This window comes from Thermobaculum terrenum ATCC BAA-798, assembly GCF_000025005.1.
GTDB lineage: Bacteria > Chloroflexota > Chloroflexia > Thermobaculales > Thermobaculaceae > Thermobaculum > Thermobaculum terrenum.
The window spans coordinates 1-24564 of the sequence record NC_013525.1 but is presented as its reverse complement, the minus strand read 5'-3'; the positions used below and the strand labels follow the sequence as shown (position 1 = coordinate 24564).

The 24564-nt window shown below is 48.5% G+C and carries 23 protein-coding genes; 12 read left to right on the top strand and 11 right to left on the bottom strand.

Features of this window, described 5'->3' with window-relative positions; all coding sequences use genetic code 11:
• Window position 1: 1 nt before the first annotated feature.
• Genes TTER_RS00115 through TTER_RS00095 form a run of 5 tightly spaced genes read left to right on the top strand, consistent with a single transcriptional unit; the run spans window position 2 to window position 4691 of the window.
• Window positions 2-1198, top strand: coding sequence for an NAD(P)/FAD-dependent oxidoreductase (locus TTER_RS00115; RefSeq protein ID WP_012873981.1), 1197 nt, complete (start codon window positions 2-4; stop codon window positions 1196-1198).
• Between the two features lie 28 nt (window positions 1199-1226).
• Window positions 1227-1694 (top strand): type II toxin-antitoxin system RatA family toxin, encoded by a 468-nt coding sequence (locus TTER_RS00110; protein WP_012873980.1) that lies wholly within the window; start codon window positions 1227-1229, stop codon window positions 1692-1694.
• Entirely contained in the window at window positions 1684-2931 is a 1248-nt protein-coding gene (fabF, locus tag TTER_RS00105) for a beta-ketoacyl-ACP synthase II (RefSeq protein WP_012873979.1), read from the top strand. The genes TTER_RS00110 and fabF (TTER_RS00105) overlap by 11 nt, the downstream gene beginning before the upstream one ends.
• Window positions 2928-4007 (top strand): methyltransferase, encoded by a 1080-nt coding sequence (locus TTER_RS00100; RefSeq protein ID WP_012873978.1) that lies wholly within the window; start codon window positions 2928-2930, stop codon window positions 4005-4007. Before fabF (TTER_RS00105) ends, TTER_RS00100 begins: the two co-directional genes overlap by 4 nt.
• Window positions 4008-4019: 12 nt before the next feature.
• Window positions 4020-4691 (top strand): Dph6-related ATP pyrophosphatase, encoded by a 672-nt coding sequence (locus TTER_RS00095; RefSeq protein ID WP_012873977.1) that lies wholly within the window; start codon window positions 4020-4022, stop codon window positions 4689-4691.
• Window positions 4692-4723: 32 nt separating this feature from the next.
• On the opposite strand, the gene TTER_RS00090 is transcribed toward TTER_RS00095, so the two are convergent.
• The gene (locus TTER_RS00090; protein ID WP_012873976.1) at window positions 4724-5689 is read right to left on the bottom strand and encodes an ROK family protein; all 966 of its coding nucleotides are present in this window, start codon (window positions 5687-5689) and stop codon (window positions 4724-4726) included.
• A gap of 179 nt (window positions 5690-5868) precedes the next feature.
• Here TTER_RS00090 and glmU point away from each other — a divergent pair, with 179 nt between their 5' ends.
• From glmU to TTER_RS00075, 3 genes are all read left to right on the top strand, one after another.
• Window positions 5869-7326 (top strand): bifunctional UDP-N-acetylglucosamine diphosphorylase/glucosamine-1-phosphate N-acetyltransferase GlmU, encoded by a 1458-nt coding sequence (gene glmU, locus TTER_RS00085; protein ID WP_012873975.1) that lies wholly within the window; start codon window positions 5869-5871, stop codon window positions 7324-7326.
• The gene (locus TTER_RS00080) at window positions 7327-8277 is read left to right on the top strand and encodes a ribose-phosphate diphosphokinase (protein ID WP_012873974.1); all 951 of its coding nucleotides are present in this window, start codon (window positions 7327-7329) and stop codon (window positions 8275-8277) included.
• Between the two features lie 112 nt (window positions 8278-8389).
• Window positions 8390-9694, top strand: a complete 1305-nt coding sequence (locus TTER_RS00075; RefSeq protein WP_012873973.1) for a hemolysin family protein — start codon at window positions 8390-8392, stop codon at window positions 9692-9694.
• A 179-nt stretch (window positions 9695-9873) separates the two neighbouring features.
• Here TTER_RS00075 and fabF (TTER_RS00070) read toward each other — a convergent pair whose 3' ends face one another.
• The 5 genes from fabF (TTER_RS00070) to TTER_RS00050 form a co-directional block, all read right to left on the bottom strand.
• Window positions 9874-11115, bottom strand: coding sequence for a beta-ketoacyl-ACP synthase II (gene fabF, locus TTER_RS00070; RefSeq protein WP_012873972.1), 1242 nt, complete (start codon window positions 11113-11115; stop codon window positions 9874-9876).
• A gap of 15 nt (window positions 11116-11130) precedes the next feature.
• The gene (fabD, locus tag TTER_RS00065; RefSeq protein ID WP_241215204.1) at window positions 11131-12093 is read right to left on the bottom strand and encodes an ACP S-malonyltransferase; all 963 of its coding nucleotides are present in this window, start codon (window positions 12091-12093) and stop codon (window positions 11131-11133) included.
• A 20-nt stretch (window positions 12094-12113) separates the two neighbouring features.
• Window positions 12114-12860, bottom strand: coding sequence for a 3-oxoacyl-[acyl-carrier-protein] reductase (fabG, locus tag TTER_RS00060; protein WP_012873970.1), 747 nt, complete (start codon window positions 12858-12860; stop codon window positions 12114-12116).
• A gap of 82 nt (window positions 12861-12942) precedes the next feature.
• Window positions 12943-13212: a hypothetical protein gene (locus TTER_RS00055; RefSeq protein WP_041424281.1), complete on the bottom strand. Its 270-nt coding sequence runs from the start codon at window positions 13210-13212 to the stop codon at window positions 12943-12945.
• 70 nt (window positions 13213-13282) lie between these two features.
• Window positions 13283-13855: an HDIG domain-containing metalloprotein gene (locus TTER_RS00050; protein ID WP_012873969.1), complete on the bottom strand. Its 573-nt coding sequence runs from the start codon at window positions 13853-13855 to the stop codon at window positions 13283-13285.
• Window positions 13856-13983: 128 nt separating this feature from the next.
• Between TTER_RS00050 and TTER_RS14430 the strand changes: the two genes are divergently transcribed.
• From TTER_RS14430 to lysS, 3 genes are all read left to right on the top strand, one after another.
• Window positions 13984-16038, top strand: coding sequence for an SH3 domain-containing protein (locus tag TTER_RS14430; RefSeq protein ID WP_012873968.1), 2055 nt, complete (start codon window positions 13984-13986; stop codon window positions 16036-16038).
• Window positions 16039-16196: 158 nt separating this feature from the next.
• Window positions 16197-16676 (top strand): transcription elongation factor GreA, encoded by a 480-nt coding sequence (gene greA / locus TTER_RS00040; protein WP_012873967.1) that lies wholly within the window; start codon window positions 16197-16199, stop codon window positions 16674-16676.
• 5 nt (window positions 16677-16681) lie between these two features.
• A complete protein-coding gene (gene lysS, locus TTER_RS00035; RefSeq protein ID WP_012873966.1) occupies window positions 16682-18175 on the top strand; it encodes a lysine--tRNA ligase in 1494 nt (497 codons plus the stop codon).
• Here lysS and TTER_RS00030 read toward each other — a convergent pair.
• Both TTER_RS00030 and TTER_RS00025 read right to left on the bottom strand, forming a co-directional pair.
• The gene (locus tag TTER_RS00030) at window positions 18172-19842 is read right to left on the bottom strand and encodes a phytoene desaturase family protein (protein WP_012873965.1); all 1671 of its coding nucleotides are present in this window, start codon (window positions 19840-19842) and stop codon (window positions 18172-18174) included. The genes lysS and TTER_RS00030 overlap by 4 nt on opposite strands.
• 24 nt (window positions 19843-19866) lie before the next feature.
• A complete protein-coding gene (locus tag TTER_RS00025) occupies window positions 19867-20649 on the bottom strand; it encodes an enoyl-CoA hydratase/isomerase family protein (RefSeq protein WP_012873964.1) in 783 nt (260 codons plus the stop codon).
• 119 nt (window positions 20650-20768) lie between these two features.
• Between TTER_RS00025 and coaD the strand changes: the two genes are divergently transcribed.
• On the top strand, window positions 20769-21257 hold the full coding sequence (gene coaD, locus TTER_RS00020) for a pantetheine-phosphate adenylyltransferase (protein ID WP_012873963.1): 489 nt from the start codon (window positions 20769-20771) through the stop codon (window positions 21255-21257).
• On the opposite strand, the gene TTER_RS14425 is transcribed toward coaD, so the two are convergent.
• The 3 genes from TTER_RS14425 to dnaA form a co-directional block, all read right to left on the bottom strand.
• Window positions 21254-22216 (bottom strand): GNAT family N-acetyltransferase, encoded by a 963-nt coding sequence (locus TTER_RS14425; protein WP_012873962.1) that lies wholly within the window; start codon window positions 22214-22216, stop codon window positions 21254-21256. The two genes, coaD and TTER_RS14425, sit on opposite strands and share 4 nt — an antisense overlap.
• 92 nt (window positions 22217-22308) lie before the next feature.
• On the bottom strand, window positions 22309-23097 hold the full coding sequence (locus TTER_RS00010; protein ID WP_012873961.1) for a biotin--[acetyl-CoA-carboxylase] ligase: 789 nt from the start codon (window positions 23095-23097) through the stop codon (window positions 22309-22311).
• A gap of 12 nt (window positions 23098-23109) precedes the next feature.
• Complete coding sequence (dnaA, locus tag TTER_RS00005) at window positions 23110-24480, bottom strand: chromosomal replication initiator protein DnaA (RefSeq protein WP_012873960.1); 1371 nt, start codon at window positions 24478-24480, stop codon at window positions 23110-23112.
• Between the last annotated feature and the right edge of the window lie 84 nt (window positions 24481-24564).

The following is a 24564-nucleotide window of genomic DNA, read 5'->3' as shown; positions in this document are numbered from 1 at the left end:
CGTGATAGAGGAACGAGAAGTAGTTATTGTTGGGGGTGGGCCTGCAGGGTCCTCGGTCGCGAACGTATTAGCTTCTCTTGGGCATGACGTGTTGCTCCTGGATAAGTCTAGATTCCCTAGACCAAAGCCCTGTAGCGAATACATGAGCCCTGGAATCCTTCCTTTGCTCTCGAATCTTGGGATAGACGCTGATCTCTCGGGGATGCACATGCTAAAGGGTATGAGGATACACACCCCTGCAGGAAGCCAGATAACTATTGAGTACGTGGATGAGCATAATGGAAGGTATTATGCCCCCACTATGGAGAGGCATGTTTTCGATAAGATGCTCCTTGATCATGCTGCTCATAAGGGTGTAGAGGTTAGATATCAGGCCAAAGTGATGTCAGTTGTATCCCAAGATAATTATTCCATCCTTAGGGTGCAACTTCCGGACAGAGCGCAGATGGATATAAGAACCAAGCTGGTGATAGGAGCAGATGGTCTCAGGTCAGTGGTGGCGCGTAATTTGTCCAGGAGATATCCTCTCATCTGGCCCAAACGAATGGGACTTGTTACTCATATCAACCTTCCAGGGATAGATGCAGACTATGGAGATATGTATGTGCATCCATGGGGGTACTGTGGTGTGGCGGCAACTGGTAAGTCAAGTGCTAGCGTGGGGATAGTGCTTGACTTGAGACGGATGGCGCTTACGCGTGGTAGAGAAGCCATTTTTGAGGATTCTCTCAAGCTTTTTCCTAAGGCCCATAAGCAGATATGTGGAGCTGCTAGCTTTGATCGTATCATGGGCATATCGCCTATTGGACACGGAGTCAAAGAAGTACATGGTCGTAATTGGGCGCTAGTAGGTGATGCAGCAGGGTTCTTTGATCCTTTCACTGGGGAGGGAATATACAAAGCTGTTAGGGGTGGGATCTTGTTGGGGGAGGTAGTATCCCCTTACCTAAAGGTTGGCAGGATTAAAGAAGGTCTGGAAAGGTATGCGACTGAAAGGGCACGTGTTTTTCGGCGCAAGTCTTTGCTTGTATCTCTGATACAGATCTTTATTTCCTATCCTTATATGCTGGAGTATGTAGCGAATAAGCTGCAGGATAGAGAAGCGCTTCGCTTGTCACTTAGTCGTGGTATTGGAGATCTACAAGATCCACTGTACAATCTGAATCTCAGGTTTCTCTTCGGATTGCTCCGACCTTGATTACTTTAGTAACTGAAGGATGTAAGCTATGCAAGCAACTAACAGCATATTTATCAAAGCACCCCCAGAGAAGATAATGGATTTGGTGGGTAATGTTCAGCGGTGGCAGGAGTATTTACCGCATTACAGGTATGTAAGAGCTCTTGGAGATGATGGAAGCGTTAGAACTTTTGAGATGGGGGCTTCCAGAAGTGGCATACCTGTATCATGGGTGGCTGAGTTTCAAGCTTTCCCTGAGTCCCATAAACTCAGGTTTACCCATGTAGGGGGTATCACCAAGGGGATGTACGTGGAGTGGCGTTTGATGCCGTCAAAAGGAGGCACTAACGTGGAGATTTACCACGACCTGCGACTAAGGTGGCCGCCGGTGTTTAGGCAGATCGGTGAGTTGGTCATAACCAAGTTATTTATAGAGCATATAGCTTCCAGGACTTTGAGAAGATTTAAGGAACTTGCCGAGTCGAGCGAAGAAAGGCATAGCCAGAATGAAAACTGATCGGCGTGTGGTTATAACCGGTATAGGCGCAGTCACACCTATTGGAACTACGCGCCAGGGCCTATGGTCGGGGGTGTGCAAGGAGAAGTCCGCAGTTGATAGGATAACTCGTTTCGATCCTTCACAGTTCAGGTCACAAGTGGCTGCTGAGATCAAAGACTTCGACCCTGCGACTTATTTACCTCCTAAGAAACTTGCCAGGCTGGACAGGTTCTCACAGTTCTCAATAGTAGCTGCTATGCAGGCGGTAGATGATGCTGGATTGGATATTGATGCCCTAGATAAGGATAGAGTTGGCATATTCATAGGTAGTGCTTTAGGGGGAGTAGGTTATGCTGAGGAACAGCACTCCATATTTGTGGAAAAGGGGTTGAGGGCTGTAAGTGCCTCCCTTGCACTCTCCGTGTTTGGAGGAGCCAGCAGTAGTAATATATCCATGCACTTTGGTATCACTGGTCCCCAGCTTTCCAATGCTAATTCATGTTCCAGCGGCACTATCGCCATAGGGGAAGCTTTTATGGCGATACGATCTGGTAGAGCAGATGTCATCCTGGCAGGTGGTGCAGAGGCTCCTTTGTATCCTCTTACCTTTGGAGCTTTCTCCTTGATCAAGGTGATGAGCGCACGTAATGATGACCCTGAGACGGCTTGTAGACCGTTTGATCGAGATAGAGATGGTTTTGTCATGGGTGAGGGCGCAGCCGTGCTGGTGCTAGAGTCCCTAGAGCATGCTCTTAGGCGTAATGCCCAGATACTGGGTGAGATTATAGGCTATGCCAGCACCAGTGATGCATATCACATGACTGCTCCTCTGCCTACGGGAGAGCAAGCTTCGAGGTGTATGGCCTTAGCAATAGCTAATGCCGGCTGCTCGACCGATGAGATAGATTATATAAATGCTCACGGCAGTTCCACACCGCTTAATGATTCTACTGAGACCTTGGCTATCAAGAAGGTGTTTGGAGAACGAGCATATAAGATACCAGTAAGCGCTACTAAGTCTATGCACGGACATGCTCTCGGAGCTAGTGGGGCTATAGAAATCGCTATATGCTGTATGGCACTAGCGTGTGACTATATACCTGCTACTGTAAATTTGATCTCTCCATCGGATGATTGTGATTTAGATTATGTGCCAAATAGAGGGCGTAAAGCCAAGGTCGATACAATATTGAGTAATTCATTCGGCTTTGGCGGAATAAATGCTTCGATTGTGATTAGGCGCTTTGAAACATGAGACTTCTGCTACATACAGCGCCAGGACTTGGTGGAATTCTTCAGAAACAGCTTCAGTCGTCTGCAGGGAATATTAGATTTCTCTCCAGAAGATTTGTTAGCGATAAAAACGACCTATTGGTAGTCGATGCTGAATCTCTGCAGGAGGTCCTGACATCCAGGGTCGTAGAGGATGCGTTCTTCTTGTTCCTCTACAGGGATAACATAAGCCCTAACATGCAGGGCCTAAGGGATTTAGGTCGAGTCCTGGCGTCAGCCATCAAAACAGACAGATGGCAAGAAGCCATTAGGTACAGATTTGATCAACTGCCTGCAAGCCGTAGAAAACATAGAGTAGTTACCTTTCGCCCAGTAGTTCGACTCCAAGGCAGTCATGTTTTCACTAGATCTCAGCTCAGGGCTACTGCAGAAGAAATCCTGGTCTCAACTTTGCCTAGAAATTGGAGACTAGTTAAGGACAATTCCCTTGTAGAAGTTTGGATTACTGTCATAGACAATGAGGTCTGGGGAGGTGTAAGGCTTACTCCTGACTATTCGAAAAGATACGCTTACAAACAGTATCATGTGGAGGCATCACTAAGACCATCGATAGCCGCGGCTATGGTGTGGTTGTCTTGCCCGAGAAACGATGACGTGTTCCTTGATCCGTTCTGTGGGGCCGGTACCATACTGATAGAACGGGCTCTGGCTGGTAGATACCGGCTTATCATAGGTAGTGATAAATCTAGAGAAGCTATTGAGGTTGCCAGTTCTAACATAGGGCCAAGATATAAACCAATAGAGCTTCATCAATGGGATGCTACCAGCATACCTCTTGAACACGATTCTGTGGATGCGATAGTAACTAATCCGCCCTTTGGTTACCGCTATGGATCCAAAGAGAGTAATAAAGAGCTCTACCCAGCTTTTCTGCAGGAGGCTGGTAGAATACTCAAGCCTGATGGCAGGCTGGTAGTGGTGACTACGGAGGATAAGCTGATGCGTCACTTGATCGGGCAAGATTGGCGGGAGTTAGTCACAGTTAAGGTGTGGGTGCTAGGTATGAGAGCCACTATATTTGCTATGGAGAGGAGATAGGAGCAACTCGTAATGAAAAGTAGGGTGGCACTTAGCTGGAGTGGTGGTAAGGATAGCTGCCTAGCACTATACAAGCTCCTAAGGGATGATAGATTCTCTGTAGAGAGACTCATCTGTACTGTGACCGAAGGCTACGAACGAGTGAGCATGCATGGGGTGAGAGTAGAATTGATAGAGGCACAAGCAGCTTCTCTAGGTATTCCGCTTTACAGGATCTATATTCCCCAGAACTGCTCAAACCAAGTGTATGACGATAGAATGAGATATGCCCTCTCTGAGCTGATGAGCCTAGGTATAAATACAGTCGCATTTGGTGACATATTCTTGGAGGATATAAGAGCCTATAGGGAATCCCGCTTGTCAGAGGTTGGTGTAAGGGCGCTGTTTCCGCTTTGGGGGAGGAGTTCGAAGGACATCACGCTTAGCCTTTGTAAGTATGGCTTTAGATCTGTAGTAGTTTGTGTGGATTCTACCCTACTAGATCCTTCCTTCTTGGGTAGCGATATTGATCTAGGGTTTCTAAGTTCTTTACCTGAAAGAGTCGATCCTGCAGGGGAGAATGGAGAGTTTCACTCATTTGTGTACGATGGTCCTATCTTCAGCCGCAGTGTTTCCTTCAAGAAGGGAGAAGTAGTAGTTCGGGACAACAGGTTCTATTACTGCGACCTTGTTCCTGCTGGATAGTTGTGTCAGGAATACCTCCTGACACAACTATCTTAGACCTTAGATTTGGCAGATTCCTGAAGAGCCAGGGCTACTGCCCCCGCCAAACCTACATCACCTCCCAGACTAGCTTTAACTATCTGTAGGTCCTGCTTGAAGACCGGCATTAGTCCTTCGAATACGACCTTTCTGGCGGGCCCTAGCAGCAGCTCGCCAGCTTCGGATACACCTCCCCCTATGGAGATCATTTGAGGGTTGAAGATGTGTATCAGGTTGATGAGTGCATATCCTAGCCATTGTCCTGCTTGCTCCAGAAGCTTGAGGGCAAGTGGGTCGCCTTTCTTGGCAGCCTCATCCACGATCTTGGCATTGATCTTGTCTACGGAGCCTGCAAGCTCGATCATGATCGTGTCTTTGTTAAGGGACGCGGCCTCCCTGGCCCGTTTGGCTATGGCTGTACCCGAAGAGAGCGCCTCGAGATGACCGTATCCTCCGCAGGAGCACTTAGGTCCTCCGGGCTGGACGACCATGTGGCCTACCTCCCCAGCAGCACCGTTGTGTCCCTCCAGTAGCTGCCCGTCTATAATGATGCCGCCACCTACACCTGTGCTGACGGTGATGTAAATCAGGTGCTGTACATACTTACCAGAGCCATAAGTGAACTCTCCAAGTGCTGCAAGGTTAGCATCATTACCCAAGAAAGTGGGGATGCCTGTCTTCTCTTCTATGAGTTTTGCAAGCGGTACATTGACCCACCCAGGCAGGTTTGGAGGATTACTCACCACACCTTCCTTGGAGTTGATGGGTCCAGGTGCTCCAACGCCGATAGCATCTATTCTAGGGGCATTGGAGGATACAGATCGGACGCACTCCAAGATCCTCTCTAGCACAAAGTAGAGCCCCTTGTCTGCTAGCGTAGGGAACTCACAACGATCCAGAAACTCTCCCTTCTCGTTGGCCAATACTGCTCTTACTCGGCTACCTCCGAGGTCTACACCTATAACGTATCTATTGCTCATGAATCCTCCTGTGCACTTTAGGATCGAAAATATGATCCAGCGGACATTCTAGCAGGTATTTACCCGACTGCGCTTTGTTGACATGTGCTACTTTTGTCTTTAGTATCTTTTTGTAATAATTAATCCGTGGAAGAATCCAAAATAACATATAGTTATACCGTGCCCGGAGGTTTATTGTCTTGCCCGAATCATTAGGCATCGTCATCCTTGCTGCTGGTCAGGGCACTAGGATGAAGGGGCACATTCACAAGGTGCTACATACTGTAGCCGGCATCCCCATGATCGAGCATGTGCTTCGCAGCGCCCTCCAGTTAGAACCCTCCAAATTAGCAGTTGTGTTGGGACACAACGCAGATCAGGTAGCTGATGTGATAAAGCGCAAGTATCAAGTAGATTTTGTGCTCCAAGATCCCCCTCGAGGCACAGGCGATGCCGTGAGAGTTAGCAGGCCAGCGATGGATGGCGTGGAGCATGTAATGGTACTGTATGGAGACACTCCCCTTATCAGGCCAGAGACGCTGCGTAGACTGATCGATCACCACATTGCTGAAAGCCCAAGAGTTACGATCTTGATCGGTGAGACGCATGATCCCGGTAGGGTGCTGATGGATGAGCGGGGTAGAGTGATTGCTGTTGTGGAAGAAAAGCAAGCTACAGAAGAGCAACTCAAGATAAGGGAGCGCAATAGCGGTGTAGCAGTGTTTCAAGCAGACTGGATGTGGGAGCACCTTGAGAGCCTCCAGCCTTCCCCTGTATCAGGCGAGTACCAACTTACTGATTTGGTAAATATAGCCGTACGAGAGGATATAGGTGGACATTGGAGTGCATACACTCCCGAGACAGCTTCTCAAGAGATCTCTGAACCTGTAGATACCAAATGGCCCGTGCAGTACGTGGTAGTCGAGGATCCCAGCGAGGCCATGGGGATCAACAACCGACTGCAACTGGCGATTGCAGAGAAGATTATGAGGCAGCGTATACTTGAGTCTCTCATGCTCTCAGGTGTAACTGTGACCGATCCTGAGAGTACATACGTAGATGTGGATGTACGGGTAGATGTAGATGCGGTCTTGTTACCAGGAACCCATCTTACTGGTAAGACAAAGGTGTCTAGAGGAGCCGTGGTTGGTCCTTATTCGTTTATAAGGGACTCTTATTTGGATGAGGACTGCAGAGTACAGATGTCAGTGGTGGAGGAATCGTACGTTGGTGTGAAGTCGGATGTAGGCCCGTTCTCGCATCTGAGGCCTGGAACGCGTGTGGAAGCTGGCGTCCATATAGGCAACTTTGTGGAGACGAAGAACACGGTGCTTCATGCCGGGGTCAAGTGTGGTCACGTTAGCTACCTTGGGGATGCCGAGGTTGGTGAGGAGGCTAACATTGGCGCAGGAACGATTACTGCTAACTACGACGGTGTGAACAAGAACCCTACAAAGATTGGTAGAAGGGCATTCATAGGTGTCGACACTATGCTCATAGCGCCTGTAGAGGTGGGAGAAGGTGCTAAGACAGGAGCTGGAGCAGTTGTCACCAAGGATGTACCTGCTGGCAAGCTCGTGGTAGGTGTACCTGCTAGACAAGTACCTCAACATGCTCGCAAAGATGAGGCTTCAGAAGAACTGGAGGATGAGAAATAGATGAATCGCTTGCGCATCTTTACTGGTAATGCAAACAGGAAGCTGGCCTGCGATATCGCCCGCAACCTCGATATAGAGATCGGAGATGCGCTTGTAACCACCTTCAAAAATGGTGAAACGAGGGTAAGGCTTGAGGAGAACGTCCGAGGGTGCGACGTATTTATAATCCAGAGTACCTCAATGCCTGTCGATCACCATATTATGGAACTCCTGCTGATGATAGATGCTGCTCGCAGGGCATCCGCAAGCAGGATCACCGCAGTCATCCCATACTATGGTTACGCCAAGCAAGAGAAGAAGACTACTGGTCGCGAGCCCATATCCGCTAAGTTAGTGGCTAACATCATCATGCAAGCTGGGGCGGATAGAGTTTTGGCAGTAGATCTGCATGCGCCCGCAATAGAGGGTTTCTTCGATATTCCAGTGGACCACTTGCGTGCTGCTCCGTTGCTGGTCGACTATTACAAGAGAAATCCTCTCCCCGATGCTGTAGTGGTGTCTCCAGATCCTGGTGGGGTGCTGAGGGCTAATGATTTCAGGTTCAGGCTTGGTGTGCCCCTTGCGATAATCGCTAAGCAACGTCCTAGGCCCGACACCGCCGAAGTGCTAGATATGGTGGGGGATGTGCAGGGCAAGAATGCCATTATCGTGGACGATCTAATCGGTACTGGTGGTACCTTGGCAAAGGCTGCCGATATGCTCCTTTCTAGAGGCGCCAAGTCGGTGCATGCTGTTGCCACCCATGCAGCTTTTGTAGGATCACCAGCTGCCGAGGAGGTGAAGAAGATCCTAGAAGGCAATACTATAGAGAAGATAGTAGTGACTGATACGATATACATACCGCCAGAGGAAGTTGATTCCAAGATCGAGATAGTATCGGTAGCATCTCTGCTGGCAGAGGCTATCATGAGGATTCACAAAGATCTCTCTGTCAGCGAGCTATTTCGATAACGCTACTAGGAAGGTCTTAACCGATGTTTACTATACCCCAAGAGGATGAACCTCCCTCAAGTACCTACCTGAACTTCCATCTTTCATATACCTATCTCCTGGAGAAAGCAAAGTGAGCGGCTCATTATGGCTTTCTGGCCTAGTGGGTGTGTGTTTGTTCTGCCTACTTGTGTTTTCATCTATGGCTGATGCAGCATTGCGCGCGCTAAACCAGGTAAGGTTAAGGGCGCTGATCGAGCAGGGCTTCGGTAGAGCAGAGGCTATGGATAGGCTGCTGGAGTATCCGCATAGGATCACAGCAACGACCCTCATAATCAACACTTTTGCATTGGCGGGATTATCAGCCCTCACGGCTATCCTCGCGCTTCAGTTGTCAAACAATGGTGCTCAGTGGTGGTTGATAACTCTTACTATTATCGTGCTAGCTCTCTTTGTGCTTATCTTTGGTCAGCTTGTCCCTAGATCTCTAGCTATTAGAAGACCTGAGAGGACAGCTCTGCGTATCACCCGTATGCTGAGTGTAGCGTATTTCTTCATAAGCCCGATTGCACGAGTAGCAGAGTGGGTGACCAATACCTTTCTGGGTATCTTCGGTGTAAAGGATATGCCTCGCAACCCATTCATCACTGAAGATGACCTGCGTATGCTGGTGAATGCGGGTGAAGAGGAAGGCGTGATAGAGCAGGAAGAACGCGATATGATAGCTGGTATCCTGAGGTTCGGGGATATAGCTGCCCATGAGGTGATGGTTCCAAGGCCAGATATAGTAGCTGTGGACGTCAATACAGATCTCAGGACGGCGCTTGACCTTGCGTTGGAGAAGGGCCACTCTCGACTACCAGTTTACGAGGAGAGTCTCGACAATGTGGTGGGCATAGTATATCTGAAGGACTTGGCAAGGGCGATTGTATCCTCTAGCAACGTGAGTCTCCGCGACTTGGCCAGGCCAGCCGTGTTTATCCCTGAGAGCAAGAGGCTGGGTGAGCTATTGCAGGAATTTCAGAGCAGCAAGGTACACATGGCGATCGTGGTGGATGAGTACGGTGGTACCGCGGGGCTAATTACTATAGAAGATATTCTTGAGGAGATAGTGGGTGAGATACAGGATGAGTATGATGTCGAGCTTCCAGATATAGAGAAGATATCTGAGGATGAATGGATAATCCGGGCGAAGATCGATCTGGATGATGTTAATGAGCTATTAGGGATCCATCTGCCGGCAGAAGAGTACGACACGCTTGGAGGTTTTATTACTGCCCAGCTCGAGAGACTGCCAGTGCCCGGTGATGAGGTGGAAGTGGAAGGCGTACTGATGAAGGTGCTTGATATAGAGAAGAGAAGGGTGGGGAGGGTACTCGTGAAGAGGCTGCCAGTGCCTACCACCTCCGAAAACCAGGAAGAAGCTGATGAGTCTTAATGCTGGCCTTTTGAACTTTTTGAGTTAAGACCGAGGCTTCTACTAGAGCAGAATGGAGTTTTTGCGTTGATTATAGTAAGTCCTTAAAGAGTGAGGGCTGAGTACGTACTCAGCCCCGATTAGAAATCCTTAGCTGTTTGTCAGGTAGGCTTCCTCGCTCCAATGCCGAATATGTATACCTACTCGAACTTTCGAAAGATAAGACAGGAATTATGACCTCCCAACCCTAGGGAGTTAGATAGTGCTACCCTTACATCAGCAGATCTTGCTGTGTTGGGGACATAATCAAGATCACATTCGGGATCCGGTGTCTCATAATTTATTGTAGGGGGGATACACCCTTCGATGATAGTCTTGACGCATGCTACTGCTTCTATTGCGCCTGCCGCTCCCATGGTATGCCCTATCATGGATTTGATGGAGCTGATAGCGAGCTTATAAGCGTGGTCGCCAAACACCTCCTTAATGGCTGCGGTTTCCCCTTTGTCGTTTATCTGAGTGCCTGTCCCATGGGCGTTGATATAGTCGACTTCTTCAGGAGCTATGTTGGCCTTACGAATTGCCATGCGCATTACCCTGGCTGCGCCCGCTCCGCCCTCGGGCTGGCTTGCCATATGGAAAGCGTCGTTTCCAGTGCCATAGCCTATTATCTCAGCCAGAGGCTTGGCACCTCTTGATAGAGCATGCTCCAGCTCCTCAAGTACTAGCACTGCCGCTCCTTCGGATAGCACGAAGCCCGATCTGTTGAGGTCGAATGGTTTACATGCCTTCTCTGGAGGATCATCGTTAGCTAACGCTTTGATCACGCTAAAGCCGGCAAACATAATTGGTAGGTGACTACCGCCCTCAGTACCTCCGGCTATCATGACATCAGCATCTCCTCGCCTGATTGTCTCGTAGGCCTCACCCACGGAGTGGCCTCCGGTTGCACAGGCGGATACTGGAGCCATATTAGGTCCTTGAGCTCCGTACCTTATTGCCATGTGGCCGCTGGCAGAGTCCACAATGAAGTTGGGCATCAGGTATGGGCTAACCCTTCTGGGACCTTTCTGTTCTAAGACCTTTTGCTGCTCCAGGAGCAATTCTATACCACCTGCACCACTACCCATATAAATGCCTACACGTTCGGCGTTTTCTGGAGTAATCTGCAGCCCTGCCTGCTTTATGGCTTCGTCTGCTGCAGCTATTGCGAAAACAGTAGCTCTGGACATGTAACGAGCTTCCTTGGGATCTACTACCGATGCAGGATCAAAGCCCTTTACTTCCCCACCTATCTTGACTGGGATATCGCCCAGGTCGTATCTGGTTACATAAGAGATTCCCGATCTGCCTTCTACTAAGGCTTTCCATGTATCTTCTAAATTGTTGCCTACAGGTGTTATCGCTCCTAGTCCTGTTACTACTACCCTTCTATCAAACAACTTGGCTCCCTCTCACTAGGAATCGGTACTGATGGTATCTACGCCGGGGCTTATCCTCTGGATGAGTCCAGTTAGGACTCTCTTGGGCCCCAGCTCAATGAAGCCATTTGTACCATGTGATAGCATTTCCCGAATGCTCTTCGTCCACTGTACTGGACCAGTTATATGATGAGATAGTTCTCGTCTTATGTCCTCTACATTAGTCAATATCTGACCAGTCACGTTAGCGACTATGGGGATCTGTGGATCTCGAAGCTTCATATGACTCACGATCTCAGCAAATTGGGCAGCTGCACGCTGCATGACCGGTGAGTGGGAGGCTATGCTTATAGGGAGTTTGATCACTTTCTTGGCCCCCTGTTGTTGCAGGAGTTCCATAGCTCTGTGCAGCGCCTTTAGCTCCCCTGAGATCACTATCTGCCCCGGCGAGTTTGAGTTGGCAATACCTACTATCCCCTCACTTGATGCTTCTTCACATGCTCTTTGGATGACCTCTTCATCAAGGCCAATAACGGCTGCCATCCCGCCTGGGATCTTCTCGCCCTCCTCTTTCATTAGTCTTCCTCTCTCACGGACGAGGCGCAGACCATCCTCGAAGTCTATAACGTTGGCTGCTACCAACGCTGTGTACTCTCCTAGGCTGTGACCAGCTACGAACGATGGATTCAGCTTTACGCCTGCTTCGTGTAATTTTTCTTTTATCGCCGCAAGAGTTGCCAAACTGACAGTGAATATCGCTGGCTGCGCGTTGATCGTGTCCTGTAGGTCTTCCTCTGGTCCTGAGAAACAAAGATGTGAGAGCCGGAACCCCAGTATCTCATCAGCCCTTTTGAAGACTTCTCTAGCTGCCTCGGAGGCGTCGTGTAGGGCCTTGCCCATACCTACGTACTGGGAGCCTTGACCAGGGAAGACGAGGGCTATCCTCCTGGATGACATGCCGATAATAGTACCTATTACAGCGGGGTCTAGTAGTTTCATTATCGTTGGTCCTCCGTTGGTTATATCATGACCATCCCACCATCAATGTTGATGGTCTGGCCATTTATATAAGCTGCTTTATCACTAGCTAGGAAGGCAACCAACTCTGCTACCTCTTCAGGCTTGCCATAGCGCCCCGCTGGTATCTGTGACAGAATGGCTTTCTTTATGTCCTCGGAGAGGACAGCCACTATGTCAGTCTCTATATATCCTGGTGCGATGGCATTGGCGGTTATATTTTTACTGCCAAATTCTCTGGCTATAGATTTCGTCAGGCCGAGTAATCCTGCCTTTGCGGAGGCATAATTGGCTTGTCCCACGTTTCCTACCAGGCCCACGACCGATGATATATTGATGATCCTGCCCCACCTGTTACGTAGCATAGACCGTACGGCCAATTTGCTACATAGGTAGGCCCCTTTTAGGTTAGTGTCTATTACAGCTTCCCAGTCCTCTTCGGACATCCTCATTAGGAGGGTATCGCGAGTGATGCCGGCGTTGTTCACCAGAATATCGATCTTTCCCCAGGTGTTAAGGGCTGTGTTGACCGCATTTTCGGCACCTTCCTTGGTGCTTACATCTCCAGGCGAGGCTACTGCTTCACCACCGGCTTCTGAGATCGCGCGCACTACCTCCTCCGCAGCTTCCTTGCTGCGGTTGTAATTGACCACTACCCTAGCACCAAGTGATGCCAACTTAATGGCGGTGGCTCGTCCTATCCCCCTGGATCCTCCTGTCACCAGGGCCACTTTACCTTCTAGATCCACTCATTCCTCCATATAATGCAAGCATTAGCCAGCTTACACTGTCCGACTAAACTGGACATAGTTTAGCAAATTTGATCTTGCATCAAGAAGATGTTTCCCCTTGAGTAACCTCGTATGCTACGCTCTGAAGGAATGCCTTGCTCTCAGCTTCTAGACCTTCCGTGATTATCTGCACCTCGCTATCTGGCCCCTGTTCATCCACGGTAATATTTACTGTGCCTTTGCTCCCCGAGAAGCTAATGGCATTAACTGTTTGTGATACAACTTCTAGGTTGTGATCTCCTATGAAGTACTTCATGGCGTGTTCGATGATCTCAGCTTCGCCCATCTCAGATTTGCCACGTATGATCATGTTACTCCTCCTGGACAGTTTTTTCTCCAGATATATCCTCAAGACCTGTGCCTAGGATTGAGTCCTAATGCTAGCGAGAGACATTTTGTTCCTTTGGAGTAAGCTCATCTGAGATGGGTTTCAGGAATTCAATGACGTTAGCAATATGAGTGTCTAGGTCTACTCCCAGCTCTTCAGCTCCTCTATATATGTCATCTCGGTTCACATTGCGTGCGAAAGCCTTGTCCTTCAACTTCTTTTTGACCGATTTGACGTCTACCTCGTGGATGCTGCGGGAGGGCTTAACGAGTGCTACAGCTACTATGAAGCCTGAGATCTCATCAGAAGCATAGAGTACTTTATCTAATAGGTGTACTCGAGGTACTCCCGTGAAGTCGGAGTGGCTTTGAATGGCATATATAACTTCCTGAGGCACGCCTCTGGCTTCGAGTATTGGCTTGCCCATCGATGGGTGCTGGTCAAGCGTAGGATGTATTTCGTAGTCGAAGTCATGTAGCAACCCTGCCAATCCCCATAACTCTTCGTCTTCGCCATACAGACGAGCGTAGCCTCTTACTGCTGCTTCCACAGCCAAGCAATGCCTTATAAGATTCGGAGATTTTACGTACTCATTCAACAGTTCCCATGCCTCTTGTCTGTTCACAGCCAACCTCCCTGTTTTTGGTTTACATCAACTTTACGCTGACCGAAAGCTTTTTACGTTGTCTTTTAGCTCCAGAGTGTAACCTCCTAGAAAAGTTGTAGTTAGCACAACTGTTTGTGGAGGTTTGTATGCTTTTGAGAGCTAGTATGCATCTAAGCATTAGGCTTTTACCTTTGTTAGCTATGTTCATGGCTATCATCAATCCATCAATATTGCCAGCAACAGGAGCTCCGAATAGGGCTACTATAGTTGCTAAGGACTGGTTTGTGAGGAGCCCTGCAACTAAGTCGTCCGCAGCTGCTTATAGCTGGAGAGAGCGTAACGGTTATCGCACGGAAACCTATGATTCTGCTGTCCGGAATGCATATGTCCATTTTAATGCAATAGCTCCTTCATGGAACATGGAGCTTACAGAAGGCTCCGTAGTCAGGATATTTGTGCGATCTAGAAATCATGATGGTAATTGGAGTCAATGGACTAGTCTGCAGCCGGACGATAATGATGGCATGAATAGCGGCACAAATTACGGTGCGCTAGTAGTGCAGCGGGGCGATGAGGCTCAGCTGAGGGTACAGCTAGTTGGTAAGGTTGGTGGGCAGATGCCCAAATTAAACTGGATCAGGCTGACGTTTATAGATTCAGAAAATGGACCTAACCCTGCCAATATGTCCGCATCTCGTTCCGGTGTTGCTATGGCCGCTGAGCCCAGACCTAGGATTATAACCAGAGCGGAGTGGGGGGCAGACGAGAGCCTTAGGTTTGACAGTCAAGGGCATGAGATATGGCCTCGACAGTACACCACCCCCAGGAAGGTAATACTGCATGATACTGTGACTATTAATAATGATCCTAATCCGGCAGCTACCATCAGGGCTATCTACTACTACCACGCTGTTATACGTGGGTGGGGAGATATAGGGTACAACTACTTGGTAGACGAGCAGGGGAATATCTACGAGGGTAGAGCTGGAGGAGAGAATGTAGTAGGAGGCCATGCGCGCTGCTATAACTGGGGTACGGTGGGAATAGCAGCTCTTGGAGATCACTCCCTAATGCCACCCTCATCTAAGATGGTTGGTGCCCTGGAGGATCTGATAGCATGGATATTTAGCAAGAACCACATCAATCCTTTGGGTCATGGTAGTCTTGGTTCGTACGCCCCTTACGATATCCCAAATATAGCAACTCATTATGACCTCATGGGTAGTTGCGGTAATACACACAGAGATCCTGGGTACTATCTACGTAGGCTTCTACCTCAGATTAGGCGGGATATAGCTGTAAGGTTGGGTTATATCAAGGGCTCTACTATTAGCAACGATACTGGTAGTAGCAGTAATAACTCCAGGGGGACTCCTAAAGCATGGGGGCCAGGATTGACTTATGAGGTTGTGAATACTCGTGGCACTGGATTGAACCTAAGAGCCAGACCAGATGATAGATCTCCAATACTAGCTATCCTGCCGGATGGGACCATCGTCCAGGAGATCCCTAGCCCCATCGACGGTTGGGTCAAGACTACCTACAAGGGTAAGACTGGTTATTTATGGCATGGGTACTTGAAGGTTATACCACCAGTAGAGCCTAGTAATCCAAGTAGTACGAGTGTTAATAAGGAGCCTACATATGTGGTAACTGCTCCTGCGGTCAATCTGAGGGCTGGTCCAGGTATGAAGTACAAAGTGTTGCGCACAGTTCCAAAAGGAGCTGTAATTCAAGAGATCACGAGCAAGATTGATGGTTGGGTCAAGACTGTCTATGGCGGGTATACAGGTTACATATGGTATGAAAACTTGAGAGTCATCAGGCGCCCAGATTCTGCACCCGCTAGTGGCGGATCGGGGGGCTCAGGCTCTAATAGTAGTTTTGCGCAGACAAACCCTGTACAGGCATATATAAGGGGTACCCCTGGAGCACTGAATCTGCGCAAGGGACCAGGTATGCAGTATCAGGTTGTGACTAAGATGTGGGAAGGTATGCCGGTCCAGATAATCGGCAAGAGCGTGAATGGTTGGGTACCGGTCATCTATAAGGATGGTTTCGGTCGATCCTTCCAGGGTTGGGCTTGGGGAGAATATATATCTACTGATCGCTCTGCTCGAGCTACCGCCGGAGCCTTAGGTCTGGCTGGTGCTGCAATACTACCTGCATTGCGATTCCGTAAGTGGAGGAAGCGTAAATAGTTTAGGCTCACTTTACAATCCCAAGCAGTTGTCATATAATTCTTGGCAGAGCGGAACTGAGGTGCCTGACAGCCCTCAGTTCCTTTCTTATTGTGTATGAGGTTATACAAAAGAAAAGTCCAAAACTCACCCTATGGTGTTTTGCAGGAGAGGTGAAAGTGAGTACAAATGAGCGTGTCCGTCTGACAGAACAGGGATTGAAGGAATTGAGAGAAGAGTTGGAACGTCTTCGTACGGTTGAGCGTGCAAAGATATCCGCCCGCATTAGGGAAGCTAAGGAGGGCGGTGATATCTCTGAAAGTGGTGAGTATGAGGACGCCAAGCACAGTCAAGCTTTTCTTGAAGGTCGTATAAAGGAGCTTGAGAAGCTTCTGGCTAATGCTGAGGTTATAGATAGAAGTGCCCAACCAGCAGGCACCGTTGGGCTTGGTTCTAAGGTTACCGTTGAAGAGAATGGTAGAACATATACTTATACCATCGTTGACGGTGCTGAAGCTGGTCGGGGTAGAGATGGGGAGGTTAGAATATCTAGTAAGTCTGCAGTAGGGTCAGCTCTGCTCGGCCGTAGGGTGGGCGACTCAGTGGAGGTCGAGGTGCCCGCGGGCAAGCTAACCTTCAAGATATTATCTGTAGAGTAGTTGTTATGGATCTAGCAGGCTCGATACTACAGGATCTGAATGATCAGCAACAGATACGCTTGGAAAAGCTACGCAAGCTGAGGGATATGGGTATAAACCCATATCCCCCTAGGTCCTACAGGACCCATACAGCGCATGAGGTGTATTCCTCTGTCGACAGTCTCGAGGGACAAGAGGTTACTGTGGCTGGGCGTCTGACCGCCAGGCGAGACATGGGTAAGTCCGTGTTTGCAGATCTCGAGGATGCTTCAGGTAAGATCCAGCTGCTTGTTCGCCTTAATACTGCTGGACCTGATACCCTCAGCTTCTTCAAAGAGCTTATAGATCTGGGTGATATAGTAGAGGCCACGGGCTCTCCGATGAGGACTCGTACTGGCGAGCCTACTGTCGACGTCAAGAGCGTGCGCATACTCGCAAAGGTGCTTAATCCCCTTCCAGATAAATGGCATGGTCTGGAGGATGTGGAGAAACGCTATAGGCAACGCTATCTAGACCTCATGGTTAATCCTGAGGTTAGGGACGTATTCATCAAGAGGGCTAAGATAATCTCTAGCGTTCGCAGATATCTAGATGATCTTGGCTTTATAGAGGTTGAAACGCCTGTCCTCCAACCCCTGTACGGTGGTGCTAGCGCCAAACCGTTCACTACCTACTATAATGCGCTGGATCAGACGTTTTACCTGAGGATAGCTACAGAGCTCTACCTTAAGCGCCTACTCGTTGGTGGCATTGAAAAGGTTTATGAAATAGGCAAGGACTTCAGAAACGAAGGGTTGAGTACCAAGCATAACCCTGAGTTCACCATGATGGAGCTTTACCAAGCCTACGCAGATTACAACTCCATCATGGACTTGGTCGAGAAGCTTATAACCTTTACGGCCAGCAATGTCCTTCAAACCCTAAAGATAACCTATAGGGGGCATGAGATTGATCTAACACCTCCATGGCGTAGGTTGCCCCTCAGGGATGTAGTACTTAATGCGACAGGCATAGATTTCTATGCCCTCAGGGATGATGCAGATTTGGCTGAAGCCATACGAAAAGCCGGTATAGAGCTCAGGCCAGGAGCTACAAGGGCACAGATGATAGACGAGCTTCTGGATAACTCAGAGCATGAGTTGATACAGCCTACTTTTGTCATCGACTATCCAGTAGAACTATCTCCTTTTGCCAAGAGGAAAGAGGATAATCCGGAGCTTACTGAGAGGTTCGAGGTATTTATCGGTGGTATGGAGATAGGTAATGCTTTCACCGAGCTGAATGATCCTATCGACCAGGCCAGGCGTTTTCAAGCACAGCTTACGAACAGAACCCCGGATGGAGAGGAAAACCCTTACGATGAGGACTTCATACAAGCCCTCATGTACGGTATGCCTCCAACGGGTGGATTGGGCATCGGAATAGACCGTCTGGTGATGCTACTCACCGATCGTCCTTCTATACGTGATGTGATACTCTTCCCACACTTGCGCACTAGAATTGGGGAAGAGCAGCCTTAGTTGCTGGCACGAGCGCTCCTCCTCAATACAGCAAATGCTATAGATGAGCCCGCAACCACTAGTGCGGGCTTTATCCATCTTTTGGCCTTGGTCATATCCGCCAGTATAACTTCAGCTGTGTTTTTGCCTGCAGCGCCCTGTACCCCTCCACCTGGATGTGTGCCTGCTCCAGTCAAATATAACCCCTTGATGGGTGTCCTGTAGCCTGATAGCTCTGGGATTGGTCTCATAAAGAACAGCTGGTCTATCGTCATATCTCCGTGCATTATATTGCTATATGGTAGTTGCAAATCACCCGCCAACTGAGGGGGCGTTCTTATAACTCTGTGTTTGGTTATGATATCCACCAATCCTTCTATATACTCTGATGTCGCGTTGAAGATATCTGCAACTACATCTTGGGTTGCATCATCCCAGGATTGACCTCCGGCAAGCTGAAGAGGATACGGCTGCGCCCATATGTAGACCAGGTGTTTCTCCGGGGCTAGCGATGGATCTACAACTGAAGGAGTGAGTAGATACACTGCCGGTTTGCTTGGCTTGTTGCCTATAGTTGCTTCCTGAAAGCCCTTCTCTAGACCACTTAAAGTTGGGCAAAGCAGCTGCATACCCATATAGTGGTCCTTGTTATCGGATCCCCCAACTGCCTTGTACTCAGGTAAGTTCGTTGCTATGCCTCTTATATATACCCCGCTTATCGGAGATATCTTGATCGAACTAATCTTTCTCCGGAGGTTGTCATTCAGCGCCTCGGATGGGATGAGTTCCAATAGGGTCTTGACGGGAGCAACTGAGCTTATAACTATATCGGAGGAAAACTTCTCCCTGGAAGAAGTCTCTACCCCTATAGCTCTGTCGTTCCTGATAAGTATGCTGGTGACCTCGGTGTCTAAACGTACCTCTCCACCCATATTGATTAAAGATTCTTGTAGAGCTTCTGATAGCTTGCCAGAACCTCCTTGGGGACGAGTTACGCCGGTAGAGTGGCTCAGTGCATGCCACCCCGCGAAGTTGGCCGTTCCGGGAGTACTTGGAGATACTCCAGCCTGTGCAGCAAGAAAAGCCAAGGGGGCTTTAACATATTCGCTCTCAAAAGTCATAGATAGCAGCTTGCCGTAGTCCATAAGTAACTGGTGTATCCTGTCCTGCAAGGATCTTCTTGCAGTCATCTTCAGCAAGGACACTATATCTTTTGATAGGGCTTTGTAGGACATACTCGGGGCTGATGGTTTTGATGTGAAGGTAGCTGTAAGGATACGATTCAGCTCCGTCCAGTCTTCTACGAACTTCTTGTAAGCCTCTGCATCCTTTGGAGATACTTTCTCTATCTCCTCGCACGTCTTGTCCAAATCCCTGTAGAAACGCAGGTACGTGCCATCTGGGAAGGGTGCGAATGCGAAGGGATCGAGCTGCAAATATTTCAGTCCAAACTTTTCAAGCTTGAGATCATCTATGATGCCTGTCTCGTGAATCAATGTGTGGACAGCGCTGCCTACATCGATCTTGTACCCTCCAAACATCTCTTCAGTGGCTGATGCCCCACCCACGACTGGCCTTCTCTCCAGGACAACTACTTTACAGCCGGCTTTGGCCAGGTAGTTTGCACACACTAGGCCATTGTGTCCCGCTCCTATAACGATGACATCGTAGTCTTTGTCCCTGCTCATGGCATTTACCTCTTATTCAGCTACCTAGTCCCATCTAGGCTCTCGTTTCTCCAGAAAGGCTTTGATCCCTTCCTGACCATAAGATGAACTGAGCAGCTCTCGGAACGCCCACTCGTCCTCTCTTATGGCTTGCCCTTGGGAAGCTCCTGCCCCTTTGTGAATCCTTTGCTTTATAAGATTGACTGCAAGAGTCGGCAGGCTGGAAAGTTTTTGAGATATCTCTAGCGATCTATCAATAAGCCCTTCCGGAGACACGACCTCGTTAACTAGTCCTATCTGAAGAGCCCTATCTGCGTTTAGGGACTCGCCCGTCAGACACATTTCCAGAGCTCTAGCTTTACCAAGTAGCCGCGTCAGCCTTTGTATACCTCCCCACCCGGGAAGTAGCCCAAGCTTGATCTCAGGCTGACCGAAAATAGCGTTTTGTGAGGCTATTCTTAGGTCACAGGCTAAAGCTAACTCATTCCCTCCGCCAAGGCATATTCCGTTTATAGCTGCTATGACCACTTTAGGATAGGACTCAATGAAGTTAAGTACGTCGTTTGCTTTTCTTATAAGCGGTATCTCTGGTGAATCTGGATCTTGCTCTAGAAAGCTCTTTATATCTGCTCCAGCGGAGAAGCATCTGCCATTGCCAGTGATAATTACTGCTTTGGTGTTTTTATCTTCCTCGTATGATGTGAGGGCTTCTTCAAGCTGTTCAATTACCTGAAGGTTGATGGCATTGACGGGTGGCCTGTTCAAGGTTATTAGTAGAGTATTCCCCATATGCTGTAGTTGTAGGAATCTCTCAGTATCCGCCTCCACTTATTAATCCTCCTTGTGGATGTACGCTGCGCATCCACTATCATACTTTGTGCCACAGGTTTCGCCGAATACCTTATAATTCATACGATCTCTACAGATATTGCCAGGAGGGGGCTAACTTGGAGGCTATAGCTGTATATGCAGGCTCTTTTGACCCCGTTACTAATGGTCATCTGGACTTGATAGAGCGAGCTAGTCCCCTTTTTAAGAAGCTTGTTGTAGCTGTTGGGGTAAATCCAAGGAAACCAGCTGCCTTTAGCTTGGAAGATAGGCTCGACATGCTTCGTAGGGTTACAGCCCACATACCAAATGTGGAAGTAGATAGCTTCGATGGGTTGCTAGTAGATTATGCTAAGTCCATAGGTGCTAAGGCAATAATTCGGGGGTTACGGGCAGTGGCCGACTTTGATTATGAGATGCAACAGGTGCTTATGAACAGGAGGTTGTGTCCTGAGATAGAGACGGTATTTCTTACTACCAGCACGCAGTACTCCTTTCTCTCATCAAGCCTGGTCAAGGAAGTGTCCATACTTGGAGGTTCCGTAGAAGGACTTGTACCTAAGGAAGTGGAACCGTACCTAGAAAAGCTGAAGAGATCTCAAACTTAGAGCCTCTTGTACATATAGGACCAGCTCTTCTCGAATCTGTATCCAAGCATCTGAGCGGCTTCTATCTGGTTTCCGTCAAAAGCCGAGACGTATAAGCGATGAGCCCGAGACCCGTATTGTAGTAGCATCTCTTGTAACCTAATAAAAACGCTTGTCATGTTCAATCCCGCTTGAGGCAAGCATAAAGGGGGAAGACTTTCGGTGGGGTTGCCGCGTAGCATGTTTCTAGCTGCAACGAACCCTACTGTTTTCCCCTGGTTATATATTGCATACTGCTGGTAAGTAGATAATCTGCCAAGTATCGAAGGCAGCCATAAGTTTCTCTGAGCTCTGGAGATGTATTCCTCTTCGTACACTCTCATGATTTGCTCTAGCTTGATGGGCACATTCGGGCTTGTGTTTATTATCTCCCTCCATAGAGGTATATCGGCTCTGTTTACGGGTGAGAGCGAAACTCCAGAAAGGTCTGTACCAATGGTCATAGGATTGACTATGTATCTGTAGCTGAGCCTCCTGTCGTATTCCTCCATTCCCAGTGATCGGTATAGGTTCACGGCAGGAGTGTTGTCGGTCATGACTTCGAGGGTGATGATATTTCTGCCAAGCTGTTTTGTTCTTTGAAACATGACGCTCATTAGGCTCCTTCCGATGCCCTTGTGTCTGTGTTCAGGATGTACTGCCAGGCTGCTTATGTTCAGAGGGAGCCTTCTCTTTGTAGAATGTAGCATCACGCAACCTAATACCTGACCATCTTCTTCAGCTACCCAGAACTCAAGGGTTACCCCCATCACCCTGAGAAGGTGTCGTAACCAGGGATAGCTGGCGATAGTTCCTAGCGACACCTGAGCCTTGATCGAATCTCGATTCAGGTTAGAAAGCGATATCTCCTCTGCAAAGGAAGATGCGAGGATATCGACCAGCTGTTTGGAGTCAGATAGTTTTGCTAGCCTTATGCGCATGCTTGTTGATTGTTCACAATGTGTATATCACGCCCCTGTTGAATTCCGTACATGATTATAAGCCTATATGACTGCTTGCTCTTAGAGGGTTGCTAGCTCTTAGGGTTTGGCTTTCTAATAGAGGCTTCGCCAGCTTGTACAGTAACGAGCTCATTGTCTGGTGTCCTTATAATCAACCCTCCTTCTTTGGAGACTCCAATTGCTATTCCTTGGATATTAGAGCTGTCCGTTATCACGGTTACTTCCTGACCTATTGTGGATATAGAGTCCTTCCACTCTTCATACACTTGTAACCAGTTTCCTGAGTAGATTACCTGTAGACGGGAATCTAGACTTACCAAGATAGATGCTAGGAGATCTGTCCTGCTGATTTGGGTAGTGGCGTGGTCTGCTATGCAGGTTGCGTTTACAGACTTAGGATACTCGTAAACGTTAATGCCAAACCCTAATATAGTAGTAATTGTAGTCTGATTGCTGTTTATCTGTGACTCTGCCAGGATACCACACACTTTCAGATCGCCTATCAGCACGTCGTTTGGCCACTTGATACTTACTGGTTTATCCACCAGGGGCGTAATGGAGTCTCGAATACTAAGCGCACAGGCCGCAGTTAGTATGTAGGACCTGTTTGGAGTCAAAGGAGGACTTAGAAGAATAGAGCAGCTTATAGAAGACCCTCTTGGTGAAACCCAGGTTCTACCTCTTCGTCCTCGACCCTGACTTTGATAGTCAGCTATTACTACTATTCCCTCATCTACGTTGTTGATGATCCTCTTTAGGTACGAGTTAGTAGAATCTATCTCTTCGAAGAAGGCTATCTCCCTCAGGATTTTTGTGTGCGATAGTATCTGCTGGAGCTTATTGAGATCTATCTGGTCCATGAGGATTGTGTACTAGTTGTTATAGAGCATCTCTCTTACTGTCATGACATCTTGTCGGAGCTTGGTGTCTACTTCTATATCTTTCTCTACCTTCGTTATACCATGAAGTACAGTTGTATGGTCTCTACCACCTAGGATGGCTCCAATCTCTGAAAGGGACTGATCAGTATCCTCTCTCATGATGTACATCGCTACCTGTCTAGGTATTACAACCTCTCTTGCTCTCGTCTTCCCCTTCAGCAGCTTTTCATCTACGCCGTAGTAGGATGCCACAGCTTGTAGGATACGCTCAGGAGTGATCTGTCTCTTCTTCCTGGCCATAGTGGTGTCATTGAGTGCTTCTGCAGCGGTCGCCAGGGTTATAGGTTCTCCCGTAAGTCTAGCTAACGCCACAATGCTGTTCAGTGCTCCTTCCAGCTCTCGTATATTGCTCTGCACTTTGCGAGCTATTAGCTCAAGCACATCATCAGGAAGGTCTACACCCTTGTTCTCGGCCTTTATACGGAGTATTGCGATTCTGGTCTCCAAGTCCGGCAGGTTAACCTCAGTCATGAGGCCGCCTTCGAATCTGGACCTTAGCCTATCCTGTAGGGTCGCTATAGCCTTGGGTGGTCGATCGCTCGTCATCACGATCTGCTTATTTGCCCCATGAAGGTGATTAAAGGTGTGGAAGAACTCCTCCTGGGTGCTTTCCTTGCCTGCTATAAACTGAATATCATCGATCAGAAGGATATCGATGCTCCTATAACGAGCCCTGAACTCCTCTGTTCTATGTTCTCTAATGGCGTTAATCAGATCATTGGTAAACTGCTCACTGCTCACGTATAGCACCCGCAGGTATGGTTTCAGCTTCAGAGCATGGTTACCAATTGCGTGCAGCAGGTGAGTTTTACCCAGCCCTACGCCTCCATATAGAAACAAAGGATTATAGGCTTCAGCTGGGTGTTCAGCTACTGCCATGCATGCAGCATGAGCCATTCTGTTACTGCTACCAACGATGAAGTTCTCGAAGGTATAGCGGGGATTGAGTGGCGTGTTAGGCGCGCCAAACTGGGTGCTTGTGTTTTGCGCAGCGTTCAGTAAGGGGGCTTCCACAGAGCTCTCATTGCTTCTGGAGCTACGCTCATTTGAGGAAATTATGCCATTTACTACGAAACTAACCTGCACAGGTCTATGTAATATGTTGCTCAGAGATCTTCTTATCTCAGGCTCGAATTTCCTCTCTATAGTCATCTGGGCGAAGCTTGTGGGGACGGATATAACAGCTTCATCCTCATCCAGCGACACGAGAGAAGTGTTTTTGATCCAGGTCTCAAACTGTGCAGGATTGAGTCTGACCTCAAGTTCTCCAAGTACGGCTTGCCAGACCTGTTTCGGGTTCATGGGAATAGTACTCCTGGTAACTGCCATCTTGTTTGCAGATTAGCAATGCGTGTTTACGGCTTGCAATCCATTCGACAATAAAAT

Excerpts from the sequence above, each read along its gene's own strand:
- TTER_RS00110 (WP_012873980.1), top strand. The coding sequence starts at position 1,227 with ATGCAAGCAACTAACAGCATATTTATCAAAGCACCCCCAGAGAAGATA.
- fabF (WP_012873979.1), top strand. The coding sequence starts at position 1,684 with ATGAAAACTGATCGGCGTGTGGTTATAACCGGTATAGGCGCAGTCACA.
- TTER_RS00100 (WP_012873978.1), top strand. The coding sequence starts at position 2,928 with ATGAGACTTCTGCTACATACAGCGCCAGGACTTGGTGGAATTCTTCAG.
- TTER_RS00095 (WP_012873977.1), top strand. The coding sequence starts at position 4,020 with ATGAAAAGTAGGGTGGCACTTAGCTGGAGTGGTGGTAAGGATAGCTGC.
- TTER_RS00090 (WP_012873976.1), bottom strand. The coding sequence starts at position 5,689 with ATGAGCAATAGATACGTTATAGGTGTAGACCTCGGAGGTAGCCGAGTA.
- TTER_RS00080 (WP_012873974.1), top strand. The coding sequence starts at position 7,327 with ATGAATCGCTTGCGCATCTTTACTGGTAATGCAAACAGGAAGCTGGCC.
- fabD (WP_241215204.1), bottom strand. The coding sequence starts at position 12,093 with ATGAAACTACTAGACCCCGCTGTAATAGGTACTATTATCGGCATGTCA.
- TTER_RS00055 (WP_041424281.1), bottom strand. The coding sequence starts at position 13,212 with ATGATCATACGTGGCAAATCTGAGATGGGCGAAGCTGAGATCATCGAA.
- TTER_RS14430 (WP_012873968.1), top strand. The coding sequence starts at position 13,984 with ATGCTTTTGAGAGCTAGTATGCATCTAAGCATTAGGCTTTTACCTTTG.
- lysS (WP_012873966.1), top strand. The coding sequence starts at position 16,682 with ATGGATCTAGCAGGCTCGATACTACAGGATCTGAATGATCAGCAACAG.
- TTER_RS00030 (WP_012873965.1), bottom strand. The coding sequence starts at position 19,842 with ATGAGCAGGGACAAAGACTACGATGTCATCGTTATAGGAGCGGGACAC.
- TTER_RS14425 (WP_012873962.1), bottom strand. The coding sequence starts at position 22,216 with ATGCGCATAAGGCTAGCAAAACTATCTGACTCCAAACAGCTGGTCGAT.
- TTER_RS00010 (WP_012873961.1), bottom strand. The coding sequence starts at position 23,097 with ATGGACCAGATAGATCTCAATAAGCTCCAGCAGATACTATCGCACACA.
- dnaA (WP_012873960.1), bottom strand. The coding sequence starts at position 24,480 with ATGAACCCGAAACAGGTCTGGCAAGCCGTACTTGGAGAACTTGAGGTC.